23 protein-coding genes are annotated in these 21,756 nt (G+C 39.5%); 2 read left to right on the top strand and 21 right to left on the bottom strand.

Annotated elements, in window-relative coordinates:
• Window positions 1-126 precede the first annotated feature (126 nt).
• From F606_RS0111275 to metG, 7 genes are all read right to left on the bottom strand, one after another.
• Window positions 127-882, bottom strand: coding sequence for an exodeoxyribonuclease III (locus tag F606_RS0111275; protein ID WP_019553995.1), 756 nt, complete (start codon window positions 880-882; stop codon window positions 127-129).
• Window positions 883-910: 28 nt separating this feature from the next.
• Complete coding sequence (locus tag F606_RS0111270; RefSeq protein ID WP_019553994.1) at window positions 911-1,774, bottom strand: amidohydrolase family protein; 864 nt, start codon at window positions 1,772-1,774, stop codon at window positions 911-913.
• A gap of 139 nt (window positions 1,775-1,913) precedes the next feature.
• Entirely contained in the window at window positions 1,914-2,771 is an 858-nt protein-coding gene (gene rsmA, locus F606_RS0111265) for a 16S rRNA (adenine(1518)-N(6)/adenine(1519)-N(6))-dimethyltransferase RsmA (RefSeq protein ID WP_019553993.1), read from the bottom strand.
• The gene (rnmV, locus tag F606_RS0111260; protein ID WP_019553992.1) at window positions 2,768-3,334 is read right to left on the bottom strand and encodes a ribonuclease M5; all 567 of its coding nucleotides are present in this window, start codon (window positions 3,332-3,334) and stop codon (window positions 2,768-2,770) included. Before rnmV ends, rsmA begins: the two co-directional genes overlap by 4 nt.
• Before the next feature lie 93 nt (window positions 3,335-3,427).
• On the bottom strand, window positions 3,428-4,414 hold the full coding sequence (locus F606_RS0111255; protein WP_019553991.1) for a resuscitation-promoting factor: 987 nt from the start codon (window positions 4,412-4,414) through the stop codon (window positions 3,428-3,430).
• Between the two features lie 551 nt (window positions 4,415-4,965).
• Window positions 4,966-5,730 (bottom strand): TatD family hydrolase, encoded by a 765-nt coding sequence (locus F606_RS0111250; RefSeq protein WP_019553990.1) that lies wholly within the window; start codon window positions 5,728-5,730, stop codon window positions 4,966-4,968.
• Window positions 5,731-5,733: 3 nt separating this feature from the next.
• Entirely contained in the window at window positions 5,734-7,674 is a 1,941-nt protein-coding gene (metG, locus tag F606_RS0111245; RefSeq protein ID WP_019553989.1) for a methionine--tRNA ligase, read from the bottom strand.
• Between the two features lie 305 nt (window positions 7,675-7,979).
• Here metG and F606_RS0111240 point away from each other — a divergent pair, with 305 nt between their 5' ends.
• The gene (locus F606_RS0111240) at window positions 7,980-8,231 is read left to right on the top strand and encodes an AbrB/MazE/SpoVT family DNA-binding domain-containing protein (RefSeq protein ID WP_019553988.1); all 252 of its coding nucleotides are present in this window, start codon (window positions 7,980-7,982) and stop codon (window positions 8,229-8,231) included.
• Window positions 8,232-8,292: 61 nt separating this feature from the next.
• On the opposite strand, the gene rsmI is transcribed toward F606_RS0111240, so the two are convergent.
• From rsmI to F606_RS0111170, 14 genes are all read right to left on the bottom strand, one after another.
• Window positions 8,293-9,165, bottom strand: a complete 873-nt coding sequence (gene rsmI, locus F606_RS0111235; protein ID WP_019553987.1) for a 16S rRNA (cytidine(1402)-2'-O)-methyltransferase — start codon at window positions 9,163-9,165, stop codon at window positions 8,293-8,295.
• Between the two features lie 71 nt (window positions 9,166-9,236).
• A complete protein-coding gene (locus F606_RS0111230) occupies window positions 9,237-9,977 on the bottom strand; it encodes a tRNA1(Val) (adenine(37)-N6)-methyltransferase (RefSeq protein WP_019553986.1) in 741 nt (246 codons plus the stop codon).
• Entirely contained in the window at window positions 9,967-10,785 is an 819-nt protein-coding gene (locus tag F606_RS0111225) for a PSP1 domain-containing protein (RefSeq protein ID WP_019553985.1), read from the bottom strand. Before F606_RS0111225 ends, F606_RS0111230 begins: the two co-directional genes overlap by 11 nt.
• 16 nt (window positions 10,786-10,801) lie before the next feature.
• Window positions 10,802-11,782 carry a DNA polymerase III subunit delta' gene (holB, locus tag F606_RS0111220; protein WP_019553984.1) on the bottom strand — a complete coding sequence of 327 codons (981 nt, stop codon included), beginning with the start codon at window positions 11,780-11,782 and terminating at the stop codon, window positions 10,802-10,804.
• Window positions 11,782-12,228, bottom strand: coding sequence for a YaaR family protein (locus tag F606_RS0111215; protein ID WP_019553983.1), 447 nt, complete (start codon window positions 12,226-12,228; stop codon window positions 11,782-11,784). The genes holB and F606_RS0111215 overlap by 1 nt, the downstream gene beginning before the upstream one ends.
• A 173-nt stretch (window positions 12,229-12,401) precedes the next feature.
• The gene (locus tag F606_RS0111210) at window positions 12,402-13,076 is read right to left on the bottom strand and encodes a dTMP kinase (RefSeq protein WP_019553982.1); all 675 of its coding nucleotides are present in this window, start codon (window positions 13,074-13,076) and stop codon (window positions 12,402-12,404) included.
• Window positions 13,077-13,107: 31 nt separating this feature from the next.
• Entirely contained in the window at window positions 13,108-14,544 is a 1,437-nt protein-coding gene (locus F606_RS0111205; protein WP_019553981.1) for an aminotransferase class I/II-fold pyridoxal phosphate-dependent enzyme, read from the bottom strand.
• Window positions 14,545-14,584: 40 nt separating this feature from the next.
• Entirely contained in the window at window positions 14,585-15,763 is a 1,179-nt protein-coding gene (locus tag F606_RS0111200) for a sensor histidine kinase (RefSeq protein WP_019553980.1), read from the bottom strand.
• A gap of 328 nt (window positions 15,764-16,091) precedes the next feature.
• Window positions 16,092-16,229 carry a hypothetical protein gene (locus tag F606_RS23475; protein ID WP_211210066.1) on the bottom strand — a complete coding sequence of 46 codons (138 nt, stop codon included), beginning with the start codon at window positions 16,227-16,229 and terminating at the stop codon, window positions 16,092-16,094.
• Window positions 16,230-16,299: 70 nt separating this feature from the next.
• A complete protein-coding gene (locus tag F606_RS0111190; RefSeq protein ID WP_019553978.1) occupies window positions 16,300-17,454 on the bottom strand; it encodes a type III PLP-dependent enzyme in 1,155 nt (384 codons plus the stop codon).
• 185 nt (window positions 17,455-17,639) lie between these two features.
• A complete protein-coding gene (locus tag F606_RS0111185; protein ID WP_019553977.1) occupies window positions 17,640-18,455 on the bottom strand; it encodes a MetQ/NlpA family ABC transporter substrate-binding protein in 816 nt (271 codons plus the stop codon).
• 18 nt (window positions 18,456-18,473) lie between these two features.
• Complete coding sequence (locus F606_RS0111180; RefSeq protein WP_019553976.1) at window positions 18,474-19,127, bottom strand: methionine ABC transporter permease; 654 nt, start codon at window positions 19,125-19,127, stop codon at window positions 18,474-18,476.
• Complete coding sequence (locus tag F606_RS0111175) at window positions 19,096-20,154, bottom strand: methionine ABC transporter ATP-binding protein (protein WP_019553975.1); 1,059 nt, start codon at window positions 20,152-20,154, stop codon at window positions 19,096-19,098. Before F606_RS0111175 ends, F606_RS0111180 begins: the two co-directional genes overlap by 32 nt.
• 24 nt (window positions 20,155-20,178) lie before the next feature.
• Entirely contained in the window at window positions 20,179-21,018 is an 840-nt protein-coding gene (locus F606_RS0111170) for a MetQ/NlpA family ABC transporter substrate-binding protein (RefSeq protein WP_033368332.1), read from the bottom strand.
• A gap of 289 nt (window positions 21,019-21,307) precedes the next feature.
• On the opposite strand from F606_RS0111170, the gene F606_RS0111165 reads away from it, so the two are divergent.
• Window positions 21,308-21,745, top strand: coding sequence for a nitrous oxide-stimulated promoter family protein (locus tag F606_RS0111165; protein ID WP_019553973.1), 438 nt, complete (start codon window positions 21,308-21,310; stop codon window positions 21,743-21,745).
• Window positions 21,746-21,756 lie beyond the last annotated feature (11 nt).

Genomic DNA, 21,756 nt, shown 5'->3' with positions numbered 1-21,756 from the left:
TGCCCTACCCATTCCTGACAGACTGATAGACTGGATGTAATTTCTTTAATGCGTTCGTTCTATATAGGTTAAAAAAAAGAGGTCTAGACTCGTAAAATATATTACAAGTCCAGACCTCTTTTATTTTTATAGAATTATCTCAAGCCCAACCGGGCAGTGGTCACTGCCATAAACTTCATTATGAATAGAGGCATTTTGGATCTTTTCTTGCAATCGATCGGACACCAGGAAATAATCGATACGCCAACCAGCATTTGACTCACGCGCTTTACGCATATAAGACCACCAGCTGTAGATTCCTGCTTGCTCTGGATAAAGATAACGAAAACTATCCGTAAATCCCGACTTCAGCAAAACCGTCATGGCTGCGCGTTCTTCATCCGTAAAACCAGCATTATGCCGATTTGTTTTAGGATTCTTCAAATCAATTTCCTGATGTGCTACATTTAAATCACCGCAGACAACAACACTCTTGCGTTGGTCAAGTTCCAATAAAAATTCGCGAAAAGCCTCTTCCCATTGCATTCGATAAGCAAGCCTTGCCAATTCACGCTGTGAATTCGGTGTATAAACCGTCACAAAATAAAAGGTGGGAAATTCAAGTGTGATAACTCGTCCTTCCTGATCGTACTCTTCAACTCCTAAACCATACTGAACGGACAATGGTTCTTGTTTTGTAAAAACAGCCGTCCCTGAATAACCTTTTTTTATAGCACTATTCCAATATTGATGATACTCTGGCAAATCCAGCGTTACCTGTCCCACTTGCAGTTTCGTCTCCTGCAGACAGAAAATATCCGCATTCATTTTTTGAAAATCTTCCATAAAGTTTTTCGCCAAACACGCTCGCAAGCCATTGACATTCCATGAAACAAATTTCATATAATACCTCTTCTCCTAAAAATTCCGATTACTTATTGAGTATCGGCAAAACATTAATTTTTTTGAAAATACGTTTCGCATTTTTAAAGAACACCGCTTCATGGTGCTCTTGTGGAATAATTCGTTTAATGAGTTCAATATACGTGCCCATATTGACCAGCGGCCAATCTGAACCATACATTAATTTGTCATAACGTGACAAATAGGTGAGCCAGCCCACAAGCATGTCTGCATAAGCATGATAATTTTTGAAAAACCAGCCCACTGAAAAATTCCCTTCCGCCAGTCCTGATAAGTCGGCATAGACATTGGGATTTTTTTTAATAACTTCCGTAGCATCCACAATCCAAGGATTTCCATAATGTGCCATAACAAAAGTCGTTCGAGGAAAGTTAACCGCAACCTCATCAATGGTCAACGGATGTGAATATTTGAGCAAGCCTTGCGAATTAGCTGTGTCCCCCGTATGAATAACTACTGGTACATCATAGTGTTCTGCCAATTCATAAAACGGATGGTAGACGGGATCACTTACATAAAAGTGCTGATACCCTGCATAGATCTTGATGCCAACCGTCGTTGGTTCTTTTATTTTATTTTCGAAGGCCGACAGTACGTCCCTTTTATTTATATTTGTTATCGTATCGGCATTTACGCCCAGACACTGTGCAAAAAAAGAGGGCCAGCTCTCTTTCACAAAAGGTAATATTAAAGGGTTTTGCAGTATACCTACCGTTGGAGTAGTTCCCATTCCAATCCCCAAAACAATCTTGTTTTTTTCCATTGCTGCCGTTAAACTTTCTATCGTTGCTTGATCACCAGCCTGTTTCGCACTTTGATCAAACTTTAAACTTTTCGGGAAAAAATGCAAATGTGCATCAATAATATTCATATTTTTCAGCCTCGTTACCTTTGAATTTTATCTATTTTTCATTATAACATACTCGCATCAAAATTCATTTTTTATCTCCTGTAAAATAAAAAACCGCACTAGAAAGATAAACTTCTCAGCACGGTTATAATGTCTTATTTTATTGTTTTTGGTTAGCTGAAACTTGATTGGCGATAACGGCAAACTCTGTTAAAGATAAAGTTTCGCCGCGACGAACGCCATCGATTCCTGACTGCTGCAAGATTTCCATAACCGTTTCCTTATCGATTCCCATCGTCTTCAAGGCATTATTCAATGTCTTGCGACGCTGACAAAAAGCCGCTTTTACCACTCGAAAGAACATTTTTTCATCAGCTACGTCTACTGGCGGTTTTTGACGAACCTCACAGCAGATAACAACTGAATCAACATCCGGAGCCGGAATAAACGAATACGGCGGTACATCCAATACAATTTTCGGTTTCGTATAATACTGGACAGCAACGGACAAGGCACCATAGTCTTTTTTACCAGGGTTTGCCACCATACGTAAAGCAACTTCTTTTTGCACCATCGTCACAAGTTTAGTCATCGGCAGGCGCTGTTCTAAAAGAGCCATTACGATTGGTGTTGTTATATAATACGGCAGATTAGCTACTACTTTAAAGGAGCCGCCGCCCGTAATTTCGGGAATATTCACCTTTAATATATCGCCTTGCACAATCTTGACGTTCTCATATCCATCCAGCGTATGCGCTAAAACATCAGGCAGGCGTTTATCGAGTTCAACTGCAATAACATTGGCTTTTGCTTCGGCAAGACCTTGCGTCAAAGTCCCGATACCCGCCCCGATTTCAAGCACGGTTTCCCCTTCTTGGATATCCGCAGCATCCACAATACCATCAACAATTGATTCATCAATTAAAAAGTTCTGACCTAATTTTTTACTCATATGGATATTAAATGATTTTAATATATGTTTTGTTACGTCGCGTTTTGCGATGATTGGCTGAATCATTCAGTCTTTTCCCCTTCACTTGCATCCTGAGCGTCTAATAAGTCTAAAGCTTTTTCAAACTCAGCCTCTGTCACGCCGTAATGATTTAATCTTGTTAAAAATGTCTTAGCATTCGCATAACCAATACCAAGGATTTCTCCCATTTTAGCACGTCTTTCTGAAGCACATGTCGATCCACTGAGCCTTGCTGCTATCAAATCAGCACCAGTAAACACCGTGATTGGATTCCAACCTAATGTCCTAACTTTTTCCAGTGCCGTACGAATTGCATCCGGTGAGGCCTGTTCAATACCAATATCACCGTTAGCGGTTGCATCTTTTTTGGGCACAAATGCGTGTTTTGCCTCAGGAAACTGTTTACTCAAATAAGCACGAATTCGTTCTCCCGCAGAGTCCGGATCCGTCATAATAATAATACCACGTTTTTCATATGCTTGGCGAATATGATCAAGCATATACTTTTTTAAACTAAAGCCGCCTGTAATAATACAATCTGCCTCTACCGCTTTATTGATAGCGACAACATCCATTTTACCTTCTACTACTAGAACTTCTTTTATCATAACTATCCCCACATTGTTTTTGATCTATATCTATAGTTTACCTAAGTACAGACAAAAAAACAACAGGGCATATCAAATATGCCCTGATTCATATTAATCCAATATATATACTTTAACACTTTGGCGGCCAAAACTAATCGCTTCACCATAATCATCCATACAAAGATCAATTTTAGCACCTTGAATGGCACCACCTGTATCAGCAGCAATCGCCACCCCGTAGCCGGGAATAAACAATCGCGTACCAAGTGGTATCACATTCGGATCAACGGCAACCACGCCATGGCGTGCTGCAAGGCCCGTAGCTGTAATTCCAGCTCCACCGCCATCACCGGGAAGATATGCACTAGCTTCCATATAAATCGCCCGGCTAAAACGCATCGCTCCACGTGATGTTGGAACTGTATCACGCGCACCAACTTTAATGATCTGCGGACGAGAAGGTGTTATAACTGTTTCTTCGATGACATCTTCTCCCGCTTTTTGACCATCATTAAAATGTTCTCTGACTTTTATTTTTTTTATGCCATTTTCACCATTTTGAACAATATTTTCTGTTCCTTTTTCCATAGATGGGTCGTTCTGGCGTACGACCTGATAGACTTCCGATTCTTCGCGTTCACTGATTTTTTCTGAGATAGATACAATTTTTATATGCAGATTTTTCTGTATTTTCGAATTTAGACCCGGTTCTACACGATACATATCTCCGGTATAGCCTAGTTCACTGAGCAATTCTCCCACTGTCGGTTTTCCTGTAATAAGTTCCTGTTTTTGGTTTTGATACTCCACAGTAACAGGTACTGCACGATAAATAGTAATAATAGTATTGTTTTCGATCCGATTTGTTGACAGACGATATTCGTCTTTGTCCTGTAAATGGACACCTGCCTGCTTAATAATTGTTTCCGGTTTGCTCATCAATGTATTTACCGTAATTGTATCGCCATCTGCCAGAATTTCAATCGTCTTCTGTCCCTCAACGAAACCAGTTACCAACGTTAATACAAAAATCAACACCGCACATATTGCGAGTTTTTGTCTTGATTTTTGAGATGAAATGATTGTTTTTATACTCATTGAATTCCCCCTTTCGAAGAACTTGTGAATTATATCATGATTTTTTTAAATATGTCAAATCTCAGGCCTTTTTTTAACATATATTTACAATTAATAGCCTATAATTTGGTATTAATGTAAAATTTTTTCTGTATTTATCTTCATTTAATTTACATTTTATTCTAATTATTACCATTAATTTACTTTATAAGTAATTAATTTACAATTATCTTTTTATAGTATTTTTATTAGCTAAATTACGAATCATTCCAAGCAAAAGCTCCAGATAACTAATAATTGAAAGTTTTTTGAGGTGAATACCTGTTGATTTTTGCAAAAATAAAATAGCCCACGATAAATTTCATCAATTTATCATGGGCTATTTACCATATTTTGTTTATTATAGAAATATATAATATTTATGGAAACCTTGTAAAATAAGCACTTCCACAAACAATCATCGTCCCCATGACTTCATTATAATCAAATTTATGTGGGAAAAAGCTCATATGTTCTATTATATCAAGCTGATAAAATCGTCTTTTCTGCTATAAAATCACCGTTGAAGCCACCTATTGTATGCCAAATAAATGACGGGCATTTTCGGTTGTTGCCTTAGCAAAAACTTCAAATTCGATATTACGCAAAGCAGCAATTTTTTCCGCAACATGCCTAACATAGGCCGGTTCATTTCGTTTTCCACGTTTCGGAACGGGAGCCAGATAGGGGCTGTCCGTTTCGACTAGTAAACGATCCAACGGTACCTGCTGAACAATTTCCGGCAATTTTGCCGCGTTTTTAAAGGTAACCGGACCGTCAACCCCAATGAACCAGCCTTTACGTAAAAGATCATGTGCCATCTCCCAGCTGCCTGAAAAACAATGAATAACACCAATGATGCCTTTTCCCTCTTTTTTGAGTATTGCCATCGTATCACCATGGGCATCCCGATCATGGATACTGACTGGTAAATGCATCTGCCGGGCCAGATCAAGCTGACGGATAAAAACTTTTTTCTGAACCTCACGCTCAGAATTTTCATAATAATAATCCAGTCCAATTTCGCCAATCGCCACAACTTTTGGGAGCTGTGCCCAGCTGGCCAGTAAGTCATCATGTGATTTGATCATCGTTTTAGCTTCCTGTGGATGAATACCGACAGCTGCATAAATTTCGTTATAATCAGCTGCCAATTTAACTGATCGAGCTGAAGATTTAATATCCGCACCAACATTTATCATCCGTGTAACACCACTGTCAATCGCCCGTTGAATGACTTCGGCGCGGTCTTCAGCAAATTTTTCGTCATCAATATGTGCATGTGTATCAATTAACATGATTTACTTCACCTTACTGCCGACAGGCATATCTACGGCAATTACTTTGAGTTCATCACCCGCTGATGCAGCAAGTACCATTCCATGCGAAATAACGCCGCGAATTTTAGCTGGCTTCAAATTGATTATCATAACCACATTTTTACCGATTAAATCTTCGGGTGCATAATGTTTCGCAATACCTGATATAATCGTGCGCTGTTCCCCACCTAAATCAACCGTAAGCATCAACAATTTTTCCGTTTTTTTGACTGGTTCAGCGGCTAATACTTTAACGACTCGCAAATCCATTTTAGCAAAATCATCAATTGTAATCTCAGTAGGAATATCCTTGCTTTCAACCGTTGCCAGTTTTGCTTTGACTGGCACATCTGCGGTTTTTTCGGCCACAGCAATACTTGCCGCTGGTTCGATTTCAATACGGGGGAAAATTTGTTCCGGCATTCCAATATGGATACCACTTGGCGTTTGTCCCCATGTTTTAATGTCCTGGAGCTGTACGTCCTTAAAATCCTGAACAAGTCCCAGTTGATTCCATATTTTAGGCGCAGTAACTGGCATAAATGGTGAAATCAAAACACTAATAATTCGTAAGCTTTCAATTAAATTATATAAAACCGTATTAAGATGTTCTTTATTGCCCGGATCTTTTGCCAGCGCCCAAGGACTCGTTTCATCAATATATTTATTGGTCCGACTGATAAAAGCCCAAACATTTTTAATCGTTGGACTCAGTTCCATTTTTTCCATACTTATTTCATATTCTTTAACGGTCAGCATAGCCATATCAATCAGCGATTGATCAATGGTATCTGCCTTGCCTGGTCCTTCAATGATTCCCTTATTAAACTTACCAATCATACTCAACGTACGATGCAGAAGATTTCCTAAATCATTGGCAAGATCTGAATTGATTCGTTGAATAAGTGCTTCCCGCGAAAAATTTCCATCCATGCCAAGGTTTATTTCGCGCAAAAGGAAATATCGAATCGCATCCGGTCCGAATTCTTCGATCAAGCCAACTGGATCTACTACATTCCCTTTTGACTTTGACATCTTATCGCCTTCAACAATAAGCCAGCCATGCCCATAGACTTTTTTAGGCAGTGGTAAATCAAGTGCCATAAGAATAATCGGCCAAATGATAGTATGGAAACGTACGATTTCTTTTCCCACTAAATGCAGATCTGCCGGCCAAAATTTCTTGAATTTTTCCGCATCCGATAAATAGCCCGCTGCGGTCAAATAATTTGATAAAGCATCAAACCACACATAAATTACATGCTTTTCATCCATTGGTACAGGAATTCCCCAATTAAACGATGTACGCGAAATACAAAGATCTTCCATCCCTTGTTTGATAAAATTAATCATTTCATTGCGCCGTGATACGGGTTGGATAAATTCTGGATTGTCCTCTATATATTGAAGCAGACGATCCTCATATTTTGAAATCTTAAAAAAATAAGCTTCTTCTGACACTTCTTCCACAGCTCGCCCACAGTCTGGACATTTTCCATCAACCAATTGACGTTCCAGCCAAAATGTTTCACAAGGGGTACAGTATAGACCTTTATAAGCACCCTTATAAATATCACCGTTTTCATAAATTTTTTTAAAAATTTCCTGAACAACTTTATGATGGCGTTTTTCTGTCGTTCGAATAAAATCATCATGCGAAATATTAAGACGTCGCCATAAATCCTGAAAACCTGCGACAATTTTATCGACATATTGAAGCGGCGTAATACCTTCTTCTTCGGCTTTGCGCTGAATTTTCTGTCCATGTTCATCGGAACCCGTCAAAAACATGACATCGTATCCAGCCAATCTTTTGTAGCGAGCAATTGAATCCGCAATGGTCGTACAATATGCATGACCAATATGTAATTTGGCACTAGGATAATAAATAGGTGTGGTTATATAAAATGATTTTTTTTCCACGAAAATAAGTCCTCCTCCAATAAATTACGCAAACATTTTTAACGTCGTTCTTCTATTATAAAGCAAATTGCCCCGCTGAACAAAAATTTTATAAAAAAAATTTCAAAACACATCTCTATATAATGCATTAAAGAAATTACATCCAGCCTATCCGTCTGCCGTACCACAATTTATTTTCACTAAAGTCTATAAATTCTGTAAACTATTTTGTTGAAAGTGTTTGTAATATATGGTATTATTTACTTAACCTAACATTTTGAATACTAGGTAGTCAAAATTATTTATTAAAAAGGAGAGTCGCAACTATGAAATCAACTGGTATCGTTCGTAAAGTAGATGAACTAGGCAGGGTCGTTATCCCGATTGAATTGCGTCGAACTCTTGCAATTGAAGAAAAAGACGCCTTGGAAATTTATGTTGATCAAGATCGTATTATTCTTCGCAAATATGAACCGTCATGTGCCTGCATTTTTTGCGGTAATGCCGACAATGTGACAAAATTCAAAAACAAAAATGTCTGCGGTGAATGCGTGGATGCATTACAATCGGAGAAATAAAGTTCCCTTTACTCTGCTCTTTGTACTACTACAGAAAAAAAGAAACCCAAAAGGATGGAAATCATCCTTTTGGGTTTCTTTTTTCTGCTGCTAAAACAGCCTGATATACATCACGTTTACGAATTCCCAGTTGCTGCGCAGCCTGTTTCATCGCAATTTTTTTATCCAAACCATCCGTCATAAGCTGGACAACCAAGTCTGCTGGTTCAATTGTTTCAGCAACTTTGTCTGTATTGGCTTCACTATTATAACCATCAACAATAATCACAAATTCCCCCCGCGGCTGATTATCCTGAAAATATGCTGCGATAGATCCTAACGAACCGCGAATAAATTCTTCGAATTTTTTTGTGAGCTCACGCCCCACCGCCGCTGGGCGATCTTGACCCAGTACATCCGTAAGTTCTTTCAATGTAGCTTTTAAATGATGCGGTGATTCATAAAAGAGCAATGTCTCCGGTCGTTTCGGCAAATTCGCTAAAATTTCACGCTTTTTTTTCGTTGTTTTTGGTAAAAAGCCGACAAAAGTGAAAACTGTCGTATCCAGTCCTGAACAAATCAGCCCCGAAAGTGCCGCATTTGCCCCAGGAAGCGGTGTAACTTGAATACCTTCAGCAATGGCCAGCTGGGCCAAATGGCTTCCTGGATCAGCAATTCCCGGGAGTCCGGCATCACTTACTAATACAAGATCTTCACCAGTCAGTAAATAGTCAATTAATTCCGGTCCTTTTGTAAATTTATTGTGCTCGTGATAACTTGTCAACGCGGTGTGAATATCATAATGCGTTAAAAGTTTACGTGTGTGGCGCGTATCTTCCGCTGCAATACGATTCACTTCTCCCAAAAGGCGCACAGCCCGATATGTCATATCTTCCAGATTACCGATTGGTGTTGCACATAGATATAATATTCCCGGTTTATTACTCGTTTCCATAGTTCCTCCTAATAAAAAAACAGGATGTGCCCAATCTCTTTCTTACAAAGAAATTAGGCAGCCACCCCAGTTTATCTTTCCTGATAATACTCAACTATTTCCCTTGCGTAACTGCCATCGCTTCCATAAACAATCAATGGCGGTTCCACAAGCATACCGCCTGGTTTTGCTCCAGCGATACCTTCAATCAGAACCATATTCGGTGCTTTACCAAGTCTCGGGTGAACAAAACGTAAACGTTTTGGCTCAATACCCGCCTCATGCATCGCTATAATAATTTCACCGATTCGTTCTGGCAAATGTACCATTGCAAAACGGCCGCGAAATTTCAGACAATACCGCGCGGCTTTGACAACATCCTGCAGCGTTGCTGTCACTTCGTGCCGCGCTTTTGCTACATCACTTAAAAGGTTCAAATCGCCCTGTTCTAAGGGACGATACGGAGGATTTGAAACAACCAGATCGACAAACCCCGCTGGAAAAATATTCCGAATGTTACACAAATCGCCTTCATGAACTATAATTTTTTCTTGTAAAGCATTGATTTCTACATTACGCGCTGCCAAATCTGCCATTACCGGATTTAACTCCAAGGCATCGATTTTTTCTGTCTGCCGTGTCGAAAGCAATAAAGCTATAACCCCAGTTCCCGTTCCAAGGTCAAGAACATGGGCTCTTTTTTTTACTTTAGCAAAATGAGCCAATAAGACTGCATCCAATGAAAAACAAAACTGTCGTTCATTTTGAATGATTTTCAATCCTTGGATTACTAAGTCATCTAGTCGTTCATTATCTTTGAGATCAAGCTTCATCTTTTGAAATTACATCCTCCCAGGAAGCTACTACTGTTTTACTGTCATCGAGTAAAATGGTTGCCGTTTTACGCTGATTGTGAATCGAAATTACTTTCCCTTCACCCTCAACCGTAATAACACGAGTCCCCGGCTTTGGTGCCGTAATTTTCTTACTTGGACATTTATTGCAATAACAGTCATTTTCATATTTCAAGCAGCACATTAATCTGCCGCAAATCCCCGAAATTTTCGTTGGATTCAGTGACAGATTCTGCTCTTTTGCCATACGAATGGAAACTGGTTCAAAATCGCCAAGAAAGGTTGAACAGCATAATGATCTGCCGCAGCAACCAATCCCGCCCATAAGTTTGGCTTCATCACGTACACCAATCTGCCGAAGTTCAATACGTGTACGAAAAACAGCTGCTAAATCTTTTACTAATTCTCTAAAATCAATACGGCCATCCGCTGTAAAATAAAAAATAATTTTATTCACATCAAACGTATACTCAACATCAATCAGTTTCATTGGTAAAGCATGCGTTACAATTTTCTTTTCACAAATCGTAAAAGCTTCTTTTTCTTTAACTTCATTTTCTTTAACTTTCGTACGGTCACTCGGTGTAGCTTTACGCTGCACAGTTTTTAAAGGTAAAACAATGTCTTCATCCTTTACTTCACGAGGACCAATAACCACCATTCCATATTCTATGCCACGTGCTGTTTCAACGATAACATCATCATCTTGTACAAGCACAAGTTGTCCTGGATCAAAATAATATATTTTTCCCGCTTCTTTGAAGCGTACTCCCACTACTATCTGCACAACGCAGCCTCCTCTATCATAAATCGCGCAACTTAATCAAAAACTGTTCCATGACGAGCCGTGCATTCGCATTTGAGCTCAACATCTTTTGCGCAACAGTAATTTCTTTCATCGCCCGTAATAATTTATTTTCTGACCAATATAATTTCTGCTCCAAAAGCACTGAAGCTACATCTTGATTGTATAATTTATTGCTTTGCTCATCCACCTGTAAAACAAGAAAATCACGCAGCAGCATATTTAAGTACAACACAAATTCCTGCAGCGTTTGACGATCAAGTTCTCCCAATTTCTGTCCACAGGCCCAGACAGCATCCATATCCATTTGCTGAAGCTGCACCAAAAGATCCAAAGCTTGACGTCGCAGCTCCAATCCACCATTATCCTGTAAATCAATTGCTTTTCCCAAGCTGCCTTCAGCCAATGCCGCCAGAGCTGTTGCATCATCTGCCGCGATACCCCTTTGTTCTAAAGCCCCCGCCAAACAAGACAATTCCAATGCATGAAATGGCACCATCATACACCGGGAAATAATCGTATCTAAAAGTGATTGCCGATTATTGGCAATTAAAATAAAAACAAGATTACCGGTTGGTTCTTCTAGTATCTTAAGCAAGCTGTTCGCCGCCTGAACGTTCATTGTTTCCGCTTGATCAATGATCACAATACGTTTGTCAGCCAGATACGGCGCTAGAGCCACTTCCGTCTGCAAGTGGCGGATCTGTTCAATCTTAATCATTTGTCCATCCGGTTCTACTGTATAAAAATCAGGATGTGTATCCGTCAAAAGAGCCTGACACGAAGGACATAAACCGCAAGGTTTTTCTTTTCCATTACAAAAAAGTGCCGCAGCTGTTATCTGTGCGGTTAAAAATTTGCCGATCCCTTTTGGCCCCACAAATAACAGCGCATGCGGCATGCGATTTTCTTGAATCAAATTTTTTAAACGCTGAATAATTTCTATATGCCCAATGATTTTCTCCCACATAATTTCCATTACATGTATAAATCCACAAGCATGCCACGGATCACATCTTGTTTCGCAGCAATGCTAAGCTGGGTAGACTGCCCCAAACGTATTTCTTCTGCCATTTCTTCCATTTTACCATCAACCTTACGTACCGTTGTGTAGACCTTTTGCCGTCCTTGTCGATCCCAGCCGGTTTGTGTCTGCATGCTATACATGCGTGAAACAGCTTCACCTACGAATGTCTTAACTAAATCACGATAGGACTTGAGTTCATCATACGTTGGTGTTTGAGTTAGTTTTGCACCCTGTTCATCAATTTTCGCCAGCAGCTCATTCATTTTTTCTAAGGAAAGTCCATCCTGATTACGTGTAAGCTCCGATGAAAAATCACTGTTCTTTTTTGCTACCTTTGTTCCTGTATCACGGTCTCCCATCGGGATTGTCCGTTGCGCGCCTAAACCATCTATTTTCATAATATACATCCTTTATCATGATAATGACTATAGGGATGTGGACACTTCTTCTGATTTTACCATTTACGAAATATCAGAAAACCCCACTCTAGTTAAATTATAATTGTTTTCAACAAAATAAGCAATAAAAGAGGTTCTAAATTACAGGAATTCCTCTTAGCTTGACCGCGTTGTTATTTTAGTAATAGCGTTGGTAGCAACGCATAAATTTCGCCATGAATTTCTTCAATACTTTTTAATTTTTCATTGTTGACACAAGAAACCGTAAACCAGCCATATTTTTCTGCCAATTGGCAATAAGCAGCATGACATCGCTGCAAATAGGCTTGATCTTGTTCATGGATGTCTTTCACTTGATGCATTTTATCAGAACGGATTGTAATCAACCTTTCACTAAACTCGGGTGCCATCTCTAAAAAAATCACCATGGATGGAACTGGCAAGCCCAGCTTAATAAATTCCAGATCCCAAAGCCACGTCAAAAAATCTTCTCGTTCCTGCAGATCGGAAAATTTAACAGCTTGATGGACCATATTCGAGGTCGTATAACGATCTGCAATAATAATATCCCCAGCATCATACCATTGTTTCCATTTCATCCGAAAAGATGCGTAACGGTCTACCGCATAAAATGTAGATGCCGCATAAGCATTAACGTCTTCCGCTTTTTTACCAAAATCACCATTCAAATACATCTTAACCAACGCAGATGATTCGCTGGCATAATCTGGATACTCAATTTTATGAACCCGCTGGCCATCTTTTTGCAAATGTTCAAATAAAGCTTTTGTCTGAGTTGCCTTACCACAGCCGTCCCCAGCTTCAATAATAATTAATTTCCCCTTCATATCTATCTCACCACATTATTTCTTAAATTTTTCATTTGATTATTGTTATCATTTTGAGCGTTGCATCCTGCGGTCCGACTATTTTTAACCCGATTTTTTGCATGGCCCTTATATAATTAATAATTTCTTTCGTAATCTCTTCACCTGGACAGATAACCGGAATTCCCGGCGGATAAAAAGTAATGACTTCACCTGCCACACACCCTTCACTCGTATCAAAAGGCTGAACAGCCGTATCAGAAAACAAGGCCTCACGAGGTGCCAATCTTTGTCTGGGGATTTTTGGCAAAGCCATTGGTTGTGTAAAACGCTGCCTATTGTGCTGCTGACTTGCCGCCAGATTCTGCAAGGCATTCACTAAAAGTCTCGCTTCGACCTCACTATCACCGAGTGAAATAATAAATAAAACATTATATACATCGGATAATTCACATTGAATCTTATATTTATGTCGTAAAATATGTTCGGCACAGGCACCACTTATACCAAGATCGCGAACTGTAACCGTAATTTTCGTAACATCTAACGCATAAGCACCAGACTGGTGCAGCCGTTCCGGTCCAAAACAGTAAAGGCCTTTAATTTGTGTGATCTCACGGCGAATCCAATTCGCCAGATCTACGGCCCGGCCAATAAGCTGTGGTCCGCTTTCTGCCATCTGCATACGCGCCGCATCTAAAGACCCCAGCAACAGGTAGTTGGGACTCGTCGACTGGACCAAACTCACCATCGTCCGTAATCGTTCCGGATGAATTCGTCCATATTTAGCATGAAGCATTGAAGATTGCGTCATGGATCCAATGATTTTATGCGTACTTTGTGCCACAATATCCGCCCCAGCATCAAGTGCCTGCAAGGGCAAAGATACATTAAATTTCAAATGAGGTCCATGTGCTTCATCTACAAGCAGCAGCATGTTATTGTCATGTACCAGCGTCGCTATGGCCTGGAGATCCGATGCCACACCATAATAGGTAGGATTAATGATAAGTACTGCCTTCGCATCAGGATGTGCTGTAATCGCCTCGTCAACGGTTTCTGTCGCTATTCCCATGGCAATCCCCAGTTCTGCATCGATTTCAGGCTGAATAAAAATTGGTATCGCACCGCTTAACATTATTCCACCAATAATCGACCGATGTGCGTTACGCGGCACAATAATTTTTTCGCCAGGATGCAAGGCAGCCAACACCATAGCCTGAATAGCTCCCGTTGTCCCATTGATAATAAAATACGTAGCATCCGCACCATACAAATCGGCGGCAAGATCCTGTGCTTCTTTGATGCACATCGTTGGTTCATGCAGGTCATCCAATTCATCCATGAGTGATACTTCCATTTTCCAGCCAAGCGGCGTCACTAGATCACGCAATGAGCTATGGACACCTTTCCCCTGTTTGTGTCCTGGTGTATGAAACCCCACTACACCAGAATCTGCATACTGCCGCATTGCCTGTAAAAGCGGCATATTCTTCTGTCTTTGCCTATTCACGCCGATTCCTCATTTTCTATTTAATATCCGATTCACAAACTTCACTTAACGGTACTAGCAAACGGATTTCTGTACCACAGCCTGGCTTTGAATCGATTAAAAGCTGCCCGTGAATTATCGCAGCCCGCTCTTTCATTCCCATAAGACCAAAACAACCATTTTGTTCCTCGTTATCATGAGGCTGATCAACTAAAAATCCTTTGCCAATATCTTTAATGACAACTGACATATACTCTTTTCCGTAAATCAAGCGAAGTTCTGCTGAAGGAGACTCCGCATGCCGATAAATATTATTTAACGCTTCTTGAATAATCCGAAAAATGCTTACTTCAACATATTGATTAATTTTAACTTCTATACCTTCAACATTAAAAGCCACTGACAAATTGCCACGTGTTTTTAGTTTCCCTAAAAATTGATCCACCGTCGCTACAAGCCCCAAATCATCCAAGGACATAGGCCTTAAATCAAAGATGATACGGCGAACTTCACCTAAACAATGACGAATTTGACGACGAATTTCCTGAAGCCCGGCTTTTGCTTCATCGGAATCAATATCAATCATCCGTTCACAAATACTGGATTGATAAATCAAATTTGCAATCGTTTGAGCTGGTCCATCGTGAATCTCACGGGAAACACGCAGCCGTTCAGTTTCTTGGGCTTTGATTACTTGCACCCCAAGCATTTTATCCTGATTCAGCATTTCAATCTGTGTCACAACCGCATTGATTTGTGAACTCAAATAACCTAAAACGACCCCAATTTTAACAACCAGATGTTTTGACTTTTCCACGGTTGCTGCAAGTTTCCGCAGCCGAATTTCCAGTGTATCGCGGCGATGACGTAAATGCTCTTCTTGTTCGCGGGCAATAGCCAGCCGAATCTGGACATCTTTGACAGCTTCATAACAATTTTGAATATCAGACTCCGTATAAGATTTAAAATTTCTGCTCACACGAACCAGTTTTTGTTTAGCGGCTTGTTCCTCAATTTCCAATCGATCTACTTTTTCAATTACTTCATATACTTTTTCTTTCACTTCTTTGATATCCATTTGAATATGTTCTACTTCACTGCGAGCCCCTTCATAAATGTCAAAAATTTGTGTTTTACTGTTTTCCATTGCATCTACAGTTTCACGTAAAATACAATTCAGTGTTTTTTCGCTAAATTCTTCAATTTTTTCATCCATATATTCACCATGCCTAAAATTTTATTTTATATGTCTTATTTTACAACAAATTCTTGTAATTTACTGCACTTATGTATTTGTAATTTTAGCCTTGATTTATGAACAACGCAAATATAAAATATATCTCTAAAGTTATCAACAGATATATAAGCTGTGGATAACTCCTTATCCACAGCTTATATATCTGTTTTATTGCAGTTTTTTTACTATTCTCACATAGTTATCCACAATCAGAGGTTATTTGTGGATAAAAAAGTGGATAACTTTGTAATAATGCAAAGTTATCCACTTGACTTTTTTTTAATTTTCTCTATTATTTTGTTTTAGCCTATTTTTTATTTCTATGACTGTAAAAAATCTTAAGTACTACAAGTGCCAGTACGGCTCCTACCACAATGTAGATATCCGAACCTCGAAAAATTGCATCCGCACCAGCATCGTTCATTTTTACATAAATTGCCGCCAAAACAATTAAAACAACAATCGCATTTGATATACTGCCTAAATTTTTAATAAGATCACCTTTTTCTCAAAGTCTAGCCTACAGCTTCAACGGCTTTCTCTATGTGTTTTACTTCTTCCCAAACAACCATCTTTGCTAAAGCAAACCCATTGAATTCCGTTGCTGAAGCCGACGTATATGCACCACAGTTTGGCACTAAAATAAGATCACCAATGGCCAGAGGCACACTCATACGGTCTCGATATAAAATATCAATTGAATCACAACTTGGCCCGGCAAAAGTCGCAGGTGTTAGTTCACCTTGTTTGAATGTTTCCAACTCATACTCCCAGTGATCAAAGATAACCCCGGAAAAGGTACCATAAAGACCTTCATCAAGAAAATACCACGGCTGGTGATTACGATCTTGCAATCCCATAACGCTCGTTATTAGGTTCATCGCCGTTCCACAAATATAACGTCCCGGCTCTGCCCAAATCTCTGTATCCGGAAACAATGTTTCAATCTGTTCATTGATTTCCTGTGCCATTTCCAGCAAATCAAAATTCATATCCGGTGCTGGAACTGGCAGTCCGCCCCCAATATCAAGAATATGAAGCGCAAAACCTTCTGCCTTGGCCTGATCAAAAACCTCACGACAAATTCGAAATGCTTCTTTATGTGCATCCATTGAAAGCGACTGGCTTCCAACATGAAAACATAATCCAGCAACATCAAGCCCTTGCTGTCTGGCAATACGCAAAAGATGCAGTGCATCCTCTTGTGCTGCCCCGAATTTTTTATTCAAATCAATAAGCGCTTTCGGATTGTCTACCCTTAAACGAAGTAAAACCGTACCACCCGGTACATACTTCGCCATTTTGTATATTTCACTCTCACTGTCAAACGTAAATTTATTCACACCAATTTTTGCCGCTAGCGTCATTCCCTGTGGCGTTTTAAAAGGATTTGCATAAATCATACGATCCGCGGCGACCCCCATTGCTGTCAGTTGGCGCATTTCACCATCCGAGGCAACATCAAAGCTTGCTCCCAGTTCCGCCACCTTGCCAACAATCGGCGCTGCCGGATTTGATTTCATTGCATAGAACACCCTAAGCCTTGGCATGTGCGTTCGTAAAAATTGGTAATTATACTCTACTTGTTCCAAAGAGATCGCCACTAGCGGCGTCTGAAACCTCTCTGCTAAATCCTGTGTTTCCTCTTTTGTCAATTTAAAAGTTTTCATAACACTCTCCCGTCCTGTGTGGAAAATACGTTGCTACACCTTCTTTTTATGCAACGATAGATTATATTTGTTTTTTTATAGTCAAATTCCTGCAATAATAAAAATTTTTTTATTATTTTTTTATTCTTGCTCATAAAAAAACAGCCCTGCCGCAAGCGGCAGGGCTCAGTATTCATCATAATACCTTAAAATGCAGGTACTACAGCACCTTTATATTTTTCTTCAATAAATTTCTTTACTTCTGGCGATTGCAAAGCTTGAACGAGTTTTTGAATTTCCGGACGATTTTCATCCCCAGTACGTACTGTAATAATATTTACATATGGTGATGTGTTATCTTCCATAATCAATGCATCTTTCGAAGGAACAAGACTTGCTTCCATTGCATAGTTTGTATTGATTACTGCTGCATCAACATCATCAAGAGCACGCGGCACTTGAGCTGCCTCAACTTCTTTAAATTGAAGATTTTTAGGATTGCTTACAATATCTTGTACAGTAGCTTTAACACCAATACCATCTTTTAATTTAAGCAAACCAGCTTTTTCTAATAAAAGCAAAGAACGTCCACCATTTGTTGGATCATTTGGAATTGCAATCGCTGCACCATCTTTTAATTCATCCAACTTCTTAACTTTTTTGGAATAAACGCCCATAGGTTCGATATGAATTCCACCGGCATTGGTTAATTTCAAATTATGTTCTGCAGCAAAATTTTCCATATAAGGCGTATGTTGAAAATAATTTGCGTCCAATTCTTTATCATTTAAAGCAAGATTTGGTTGAACATAATCACTGAATTCAACGATTTGTAAATCAATACCCTCTTTTTCTAAAATAGGTTTTACAACTTGTAAGATTTCAGCATGCGGCACTGCCGTTGCTCCGACCTTCAAAACAGTCTTAGCCTGATTAGCTTCCGGCTTAGCATCGCTGCCACAACCAGTTAAGGCAAACACAGCAATAAGTAAAGATGTTAAAATTAATGCAATTTTTTTCATGAATTACCCTCCTAAAATTTATTTTTTATTCAACCGCTTCGCAACATAATTCCCGGCAAATTGAACCACCTGCACGAGAATAATCAAAACGATGACCGTTGCCAGCATCACATCCGCACGAAAGCGCTGATAACCATAACGAATCGCGAGATCGCCCAGACCGCCGCCGCCAATTGCGCCAGCCATAGCGGAAGAGCCAACTAAACCGATAACGACCGTTGTCAGCTGGGCAATAATCCCTGAGATTGCTTCTGGCAGTAAAACATTCCAGATAATCTGCATTGGTGTAGCCCCCATCGCCATTGCAGCCTCTACAACCCCAGCATCCACCTCTTTTAATGACGTTTCAACCTGGCGTCCAATAAATGGAATAGCTGCTATCGTAAGTGGAACCATCGCTGCCATTGTTCCAATCGAAGTACCTACGATAAGACGCGTAACAGGAATAATTGCCACCATTAAAATAATAAACGGCACTGAACGAACTGCATTTACAACAGATGCTAATACACGATTAAAGCCTATACATTCCAGTATTTGATTTTTGGCCGTTGTCACAAGCAGCACCCCCAGTGGAATGCCTATTACACTGGCAATGACCATTGAAACCGTTACCATATAGATGGTTTCACCTAATGACTTAATCAGCAATGTGACCATGTCTTGTGACATAACCGATCACCTCAATTCTTAGATCCTTTGATTTTAAATACTCGAGAGCTTTATCAATTTCCGGCTGTTCACCGCTAATACCAATAATCATACGCCCATACGGCGTCAATTTGATATGGTCGAGATTGCCAAACAAAATACTGACTTCTATGTCAAAGCCACGAATAAGACCAGCAATCACGGGATCATCTGCTGAATCACCAATAAAGGTAAGCCGTACCAAAAGATGACTCCCCGGCACTGCGGTCGGATAAATTTCAGCCCCACGAAAAGCACTAGGCAGCTCATTGCTAATCAGCACACTGATAAATTCCTTGGTAATCGGTTGCTGCGGATTCGTAAATACCTCAAGTACCGTACCCTTTTCCGCAATTACACCATGCTCAATAACCGCTACCTTATCACAAATTTCTTTAATCACCTGCATTTCATGCGTAATGACCACAACCGTAAGCTGCAATTTTTGGTTAATATCCTTAATAAGCTCCAGAATTGCTTTCGTTGTCTGCGGGTCAAGTGCTGAAGTCGCCTCATCGCAAAGCAATACTTTGGGATCGCTTGCCAATGCTCTGGCAATACCAACACGTTGTTTTTGTCCGCCGGAAAGCTGCGCTGGATATTGATGTTGTTTATCATTAAGACCAACCAGCTGCAAGAGTGGCTGAACCTTCTTTTCAATTGCTTCCTTACTACAGCCGCCAAGCTTAAGAGGGAAAGCAATATTTTCATATACAGTTGCTGATGACAGCAAGTTAAAATGCTGAAAAATCATTCCAATATTTTTTCTTGCCGCACGAAGCTGACTATCATTCATAGCTGTCAGATCTTGACCATCGACAATAACCTTACCTGCCGTAGGTTTTTCAAGCATATTAATGCAACGAATCAATGTACTTTTCCCAGCACCACTGAGTCCAATAATACCATAGATCTCACCACGTTTAATTTCAAGGTCAATTCCTTTTAGTGCCATAACCGGACCGGATGACCCTTCGTACGTTTTTTCGATATGTGAAAGTTTAATCACGGGCTTTGCCTCTCCTTCATATTTTTACCATGCAGCCGTTCCCGAACCTTGAAAATGATCCGTAATGAATTGTTTCACTTCATCCGATTGATATGCTTTAATTAATTTTTTAAAGACAGCTTTATCCTTGTCTTCACTGCGCACTACAAGAACATTTGCATAAGGTGATTTTCCATCTTCAATAAATAAAGCATCCCGATTGGGTACAAGCCCTGCTTGCGCAGCATAGTTCGTATTAATTACAGCAAAATCAACATCCATTAAAGAAAGAGCTACCTGTGCCGCTTCCAATTCTTTAATCTGTAAATGCTGCGGATTTTCCATAATATCAGCAACGGTTGCACTAAGTCCAACATTCTCCTTCAGTTTTAGCAGACCCGCTTTTTCTAAAATCAATAGAGCCCGCCCACCATTTGTCGGATCATTTGGAATGGATACAATAGCACCATCGGGGATCTCACTCAACGATTTAAGTTTTTTGGAATACACGGCCATGGGAAAAATAACCGTTTTTGCAATGGATTCGATCTTATAGCCACGATCGGCTATCTGGGAATCAAGAAACGGCTGATGTTGATAACTATTGGCATCAATTTCACCATTGCTCAACGCTACATTAGGCTGGATATAATCGCTAAATTCAACAATTTTTATATCTAATCCTTCTTTTGCCGCAACTTTCTTCACCTCTTCCATGATTTCGGCATGCGGTCCTGGTGTAACTCCTATCGTGATCGCTGATTTTTCCGAGTCACTGTTCTTGCTGGCATCAATACCACAACCACTGAACACAAGCATACTAAACACCATTAAAACGACAAAAAGTCCTTTATTTGATATTTTTGACACTATAAAACACCTCATTCTTCGCTAAAATAAGTCCTCGTTTTCAACTATGTTTAGAATGTTAACATAGAAAACATATCCTGTCAATATGTCTTTAAACTATGGCAAAAACCAATACCTGCAAAATTCAAGCCTCAACTACTTATAACGTTTTCAATTATAACATTGTTAAGCTGCAAACTGCTACTCATGATCGAGCAAAAACGTTATTTAGATTAATTTATGCGAAAAACTTGCTTTTATCCGCATTTCAATTTACAATTTAAGTTGGACTGATATAAATTTAATAATTAAGGGTGATTTTATTATGGGGATTTTATCAAGATTTTTACCAAAGAAAAAACCAATAGAAATAAAAAACACGGTTCCTAAAGAAAAAGAAAATATCAAAAAAACATTTGGTGTTTATTGTCATAGCCATCATAAAACAAATGGTGATAAAACGTTATGTCCAAAATGTACTGCCCTGCTCGCAACAGCTATGCTAAAAATCAATCGCTGTCCTTATGGAATTACAAAACCAATTTGTGAACGCTGCGAACGTCCTTGTTTTGGCGACAAGCAAACCAAAGAATTTCGCGAAATCATGAAAAGCACCCAGCGAAAAATGTTCTTTAAGCATCCGATCATGACCATAAAGCATAAACTCAAGAGTATGGGGATTGATTATGCCAAACATCAACAAGAGAAAAAAATTAAAGACAAAGCGAAAGCAAAAGAAAAGTCTGTAAAAGAAAGTAAATAAACAATACCCCG

The sequence above is a fragment of the Propionispira raffinosivorans DSM 20765 genome (genome assembly GCF_000381065.1).
Taxonomy (GTDB): domain Bacteria; phylum Bacillota; class Negativicutes; order Selenomonadales; family Selenomonadaceae; genus Propionispira; species Propionispira raffinosivorans.
The sequence above is the reverse complement of the archived record's forward strand: the minus strand, read 5'-3'. Positions and strand labels throughout refer to the sequence as shown.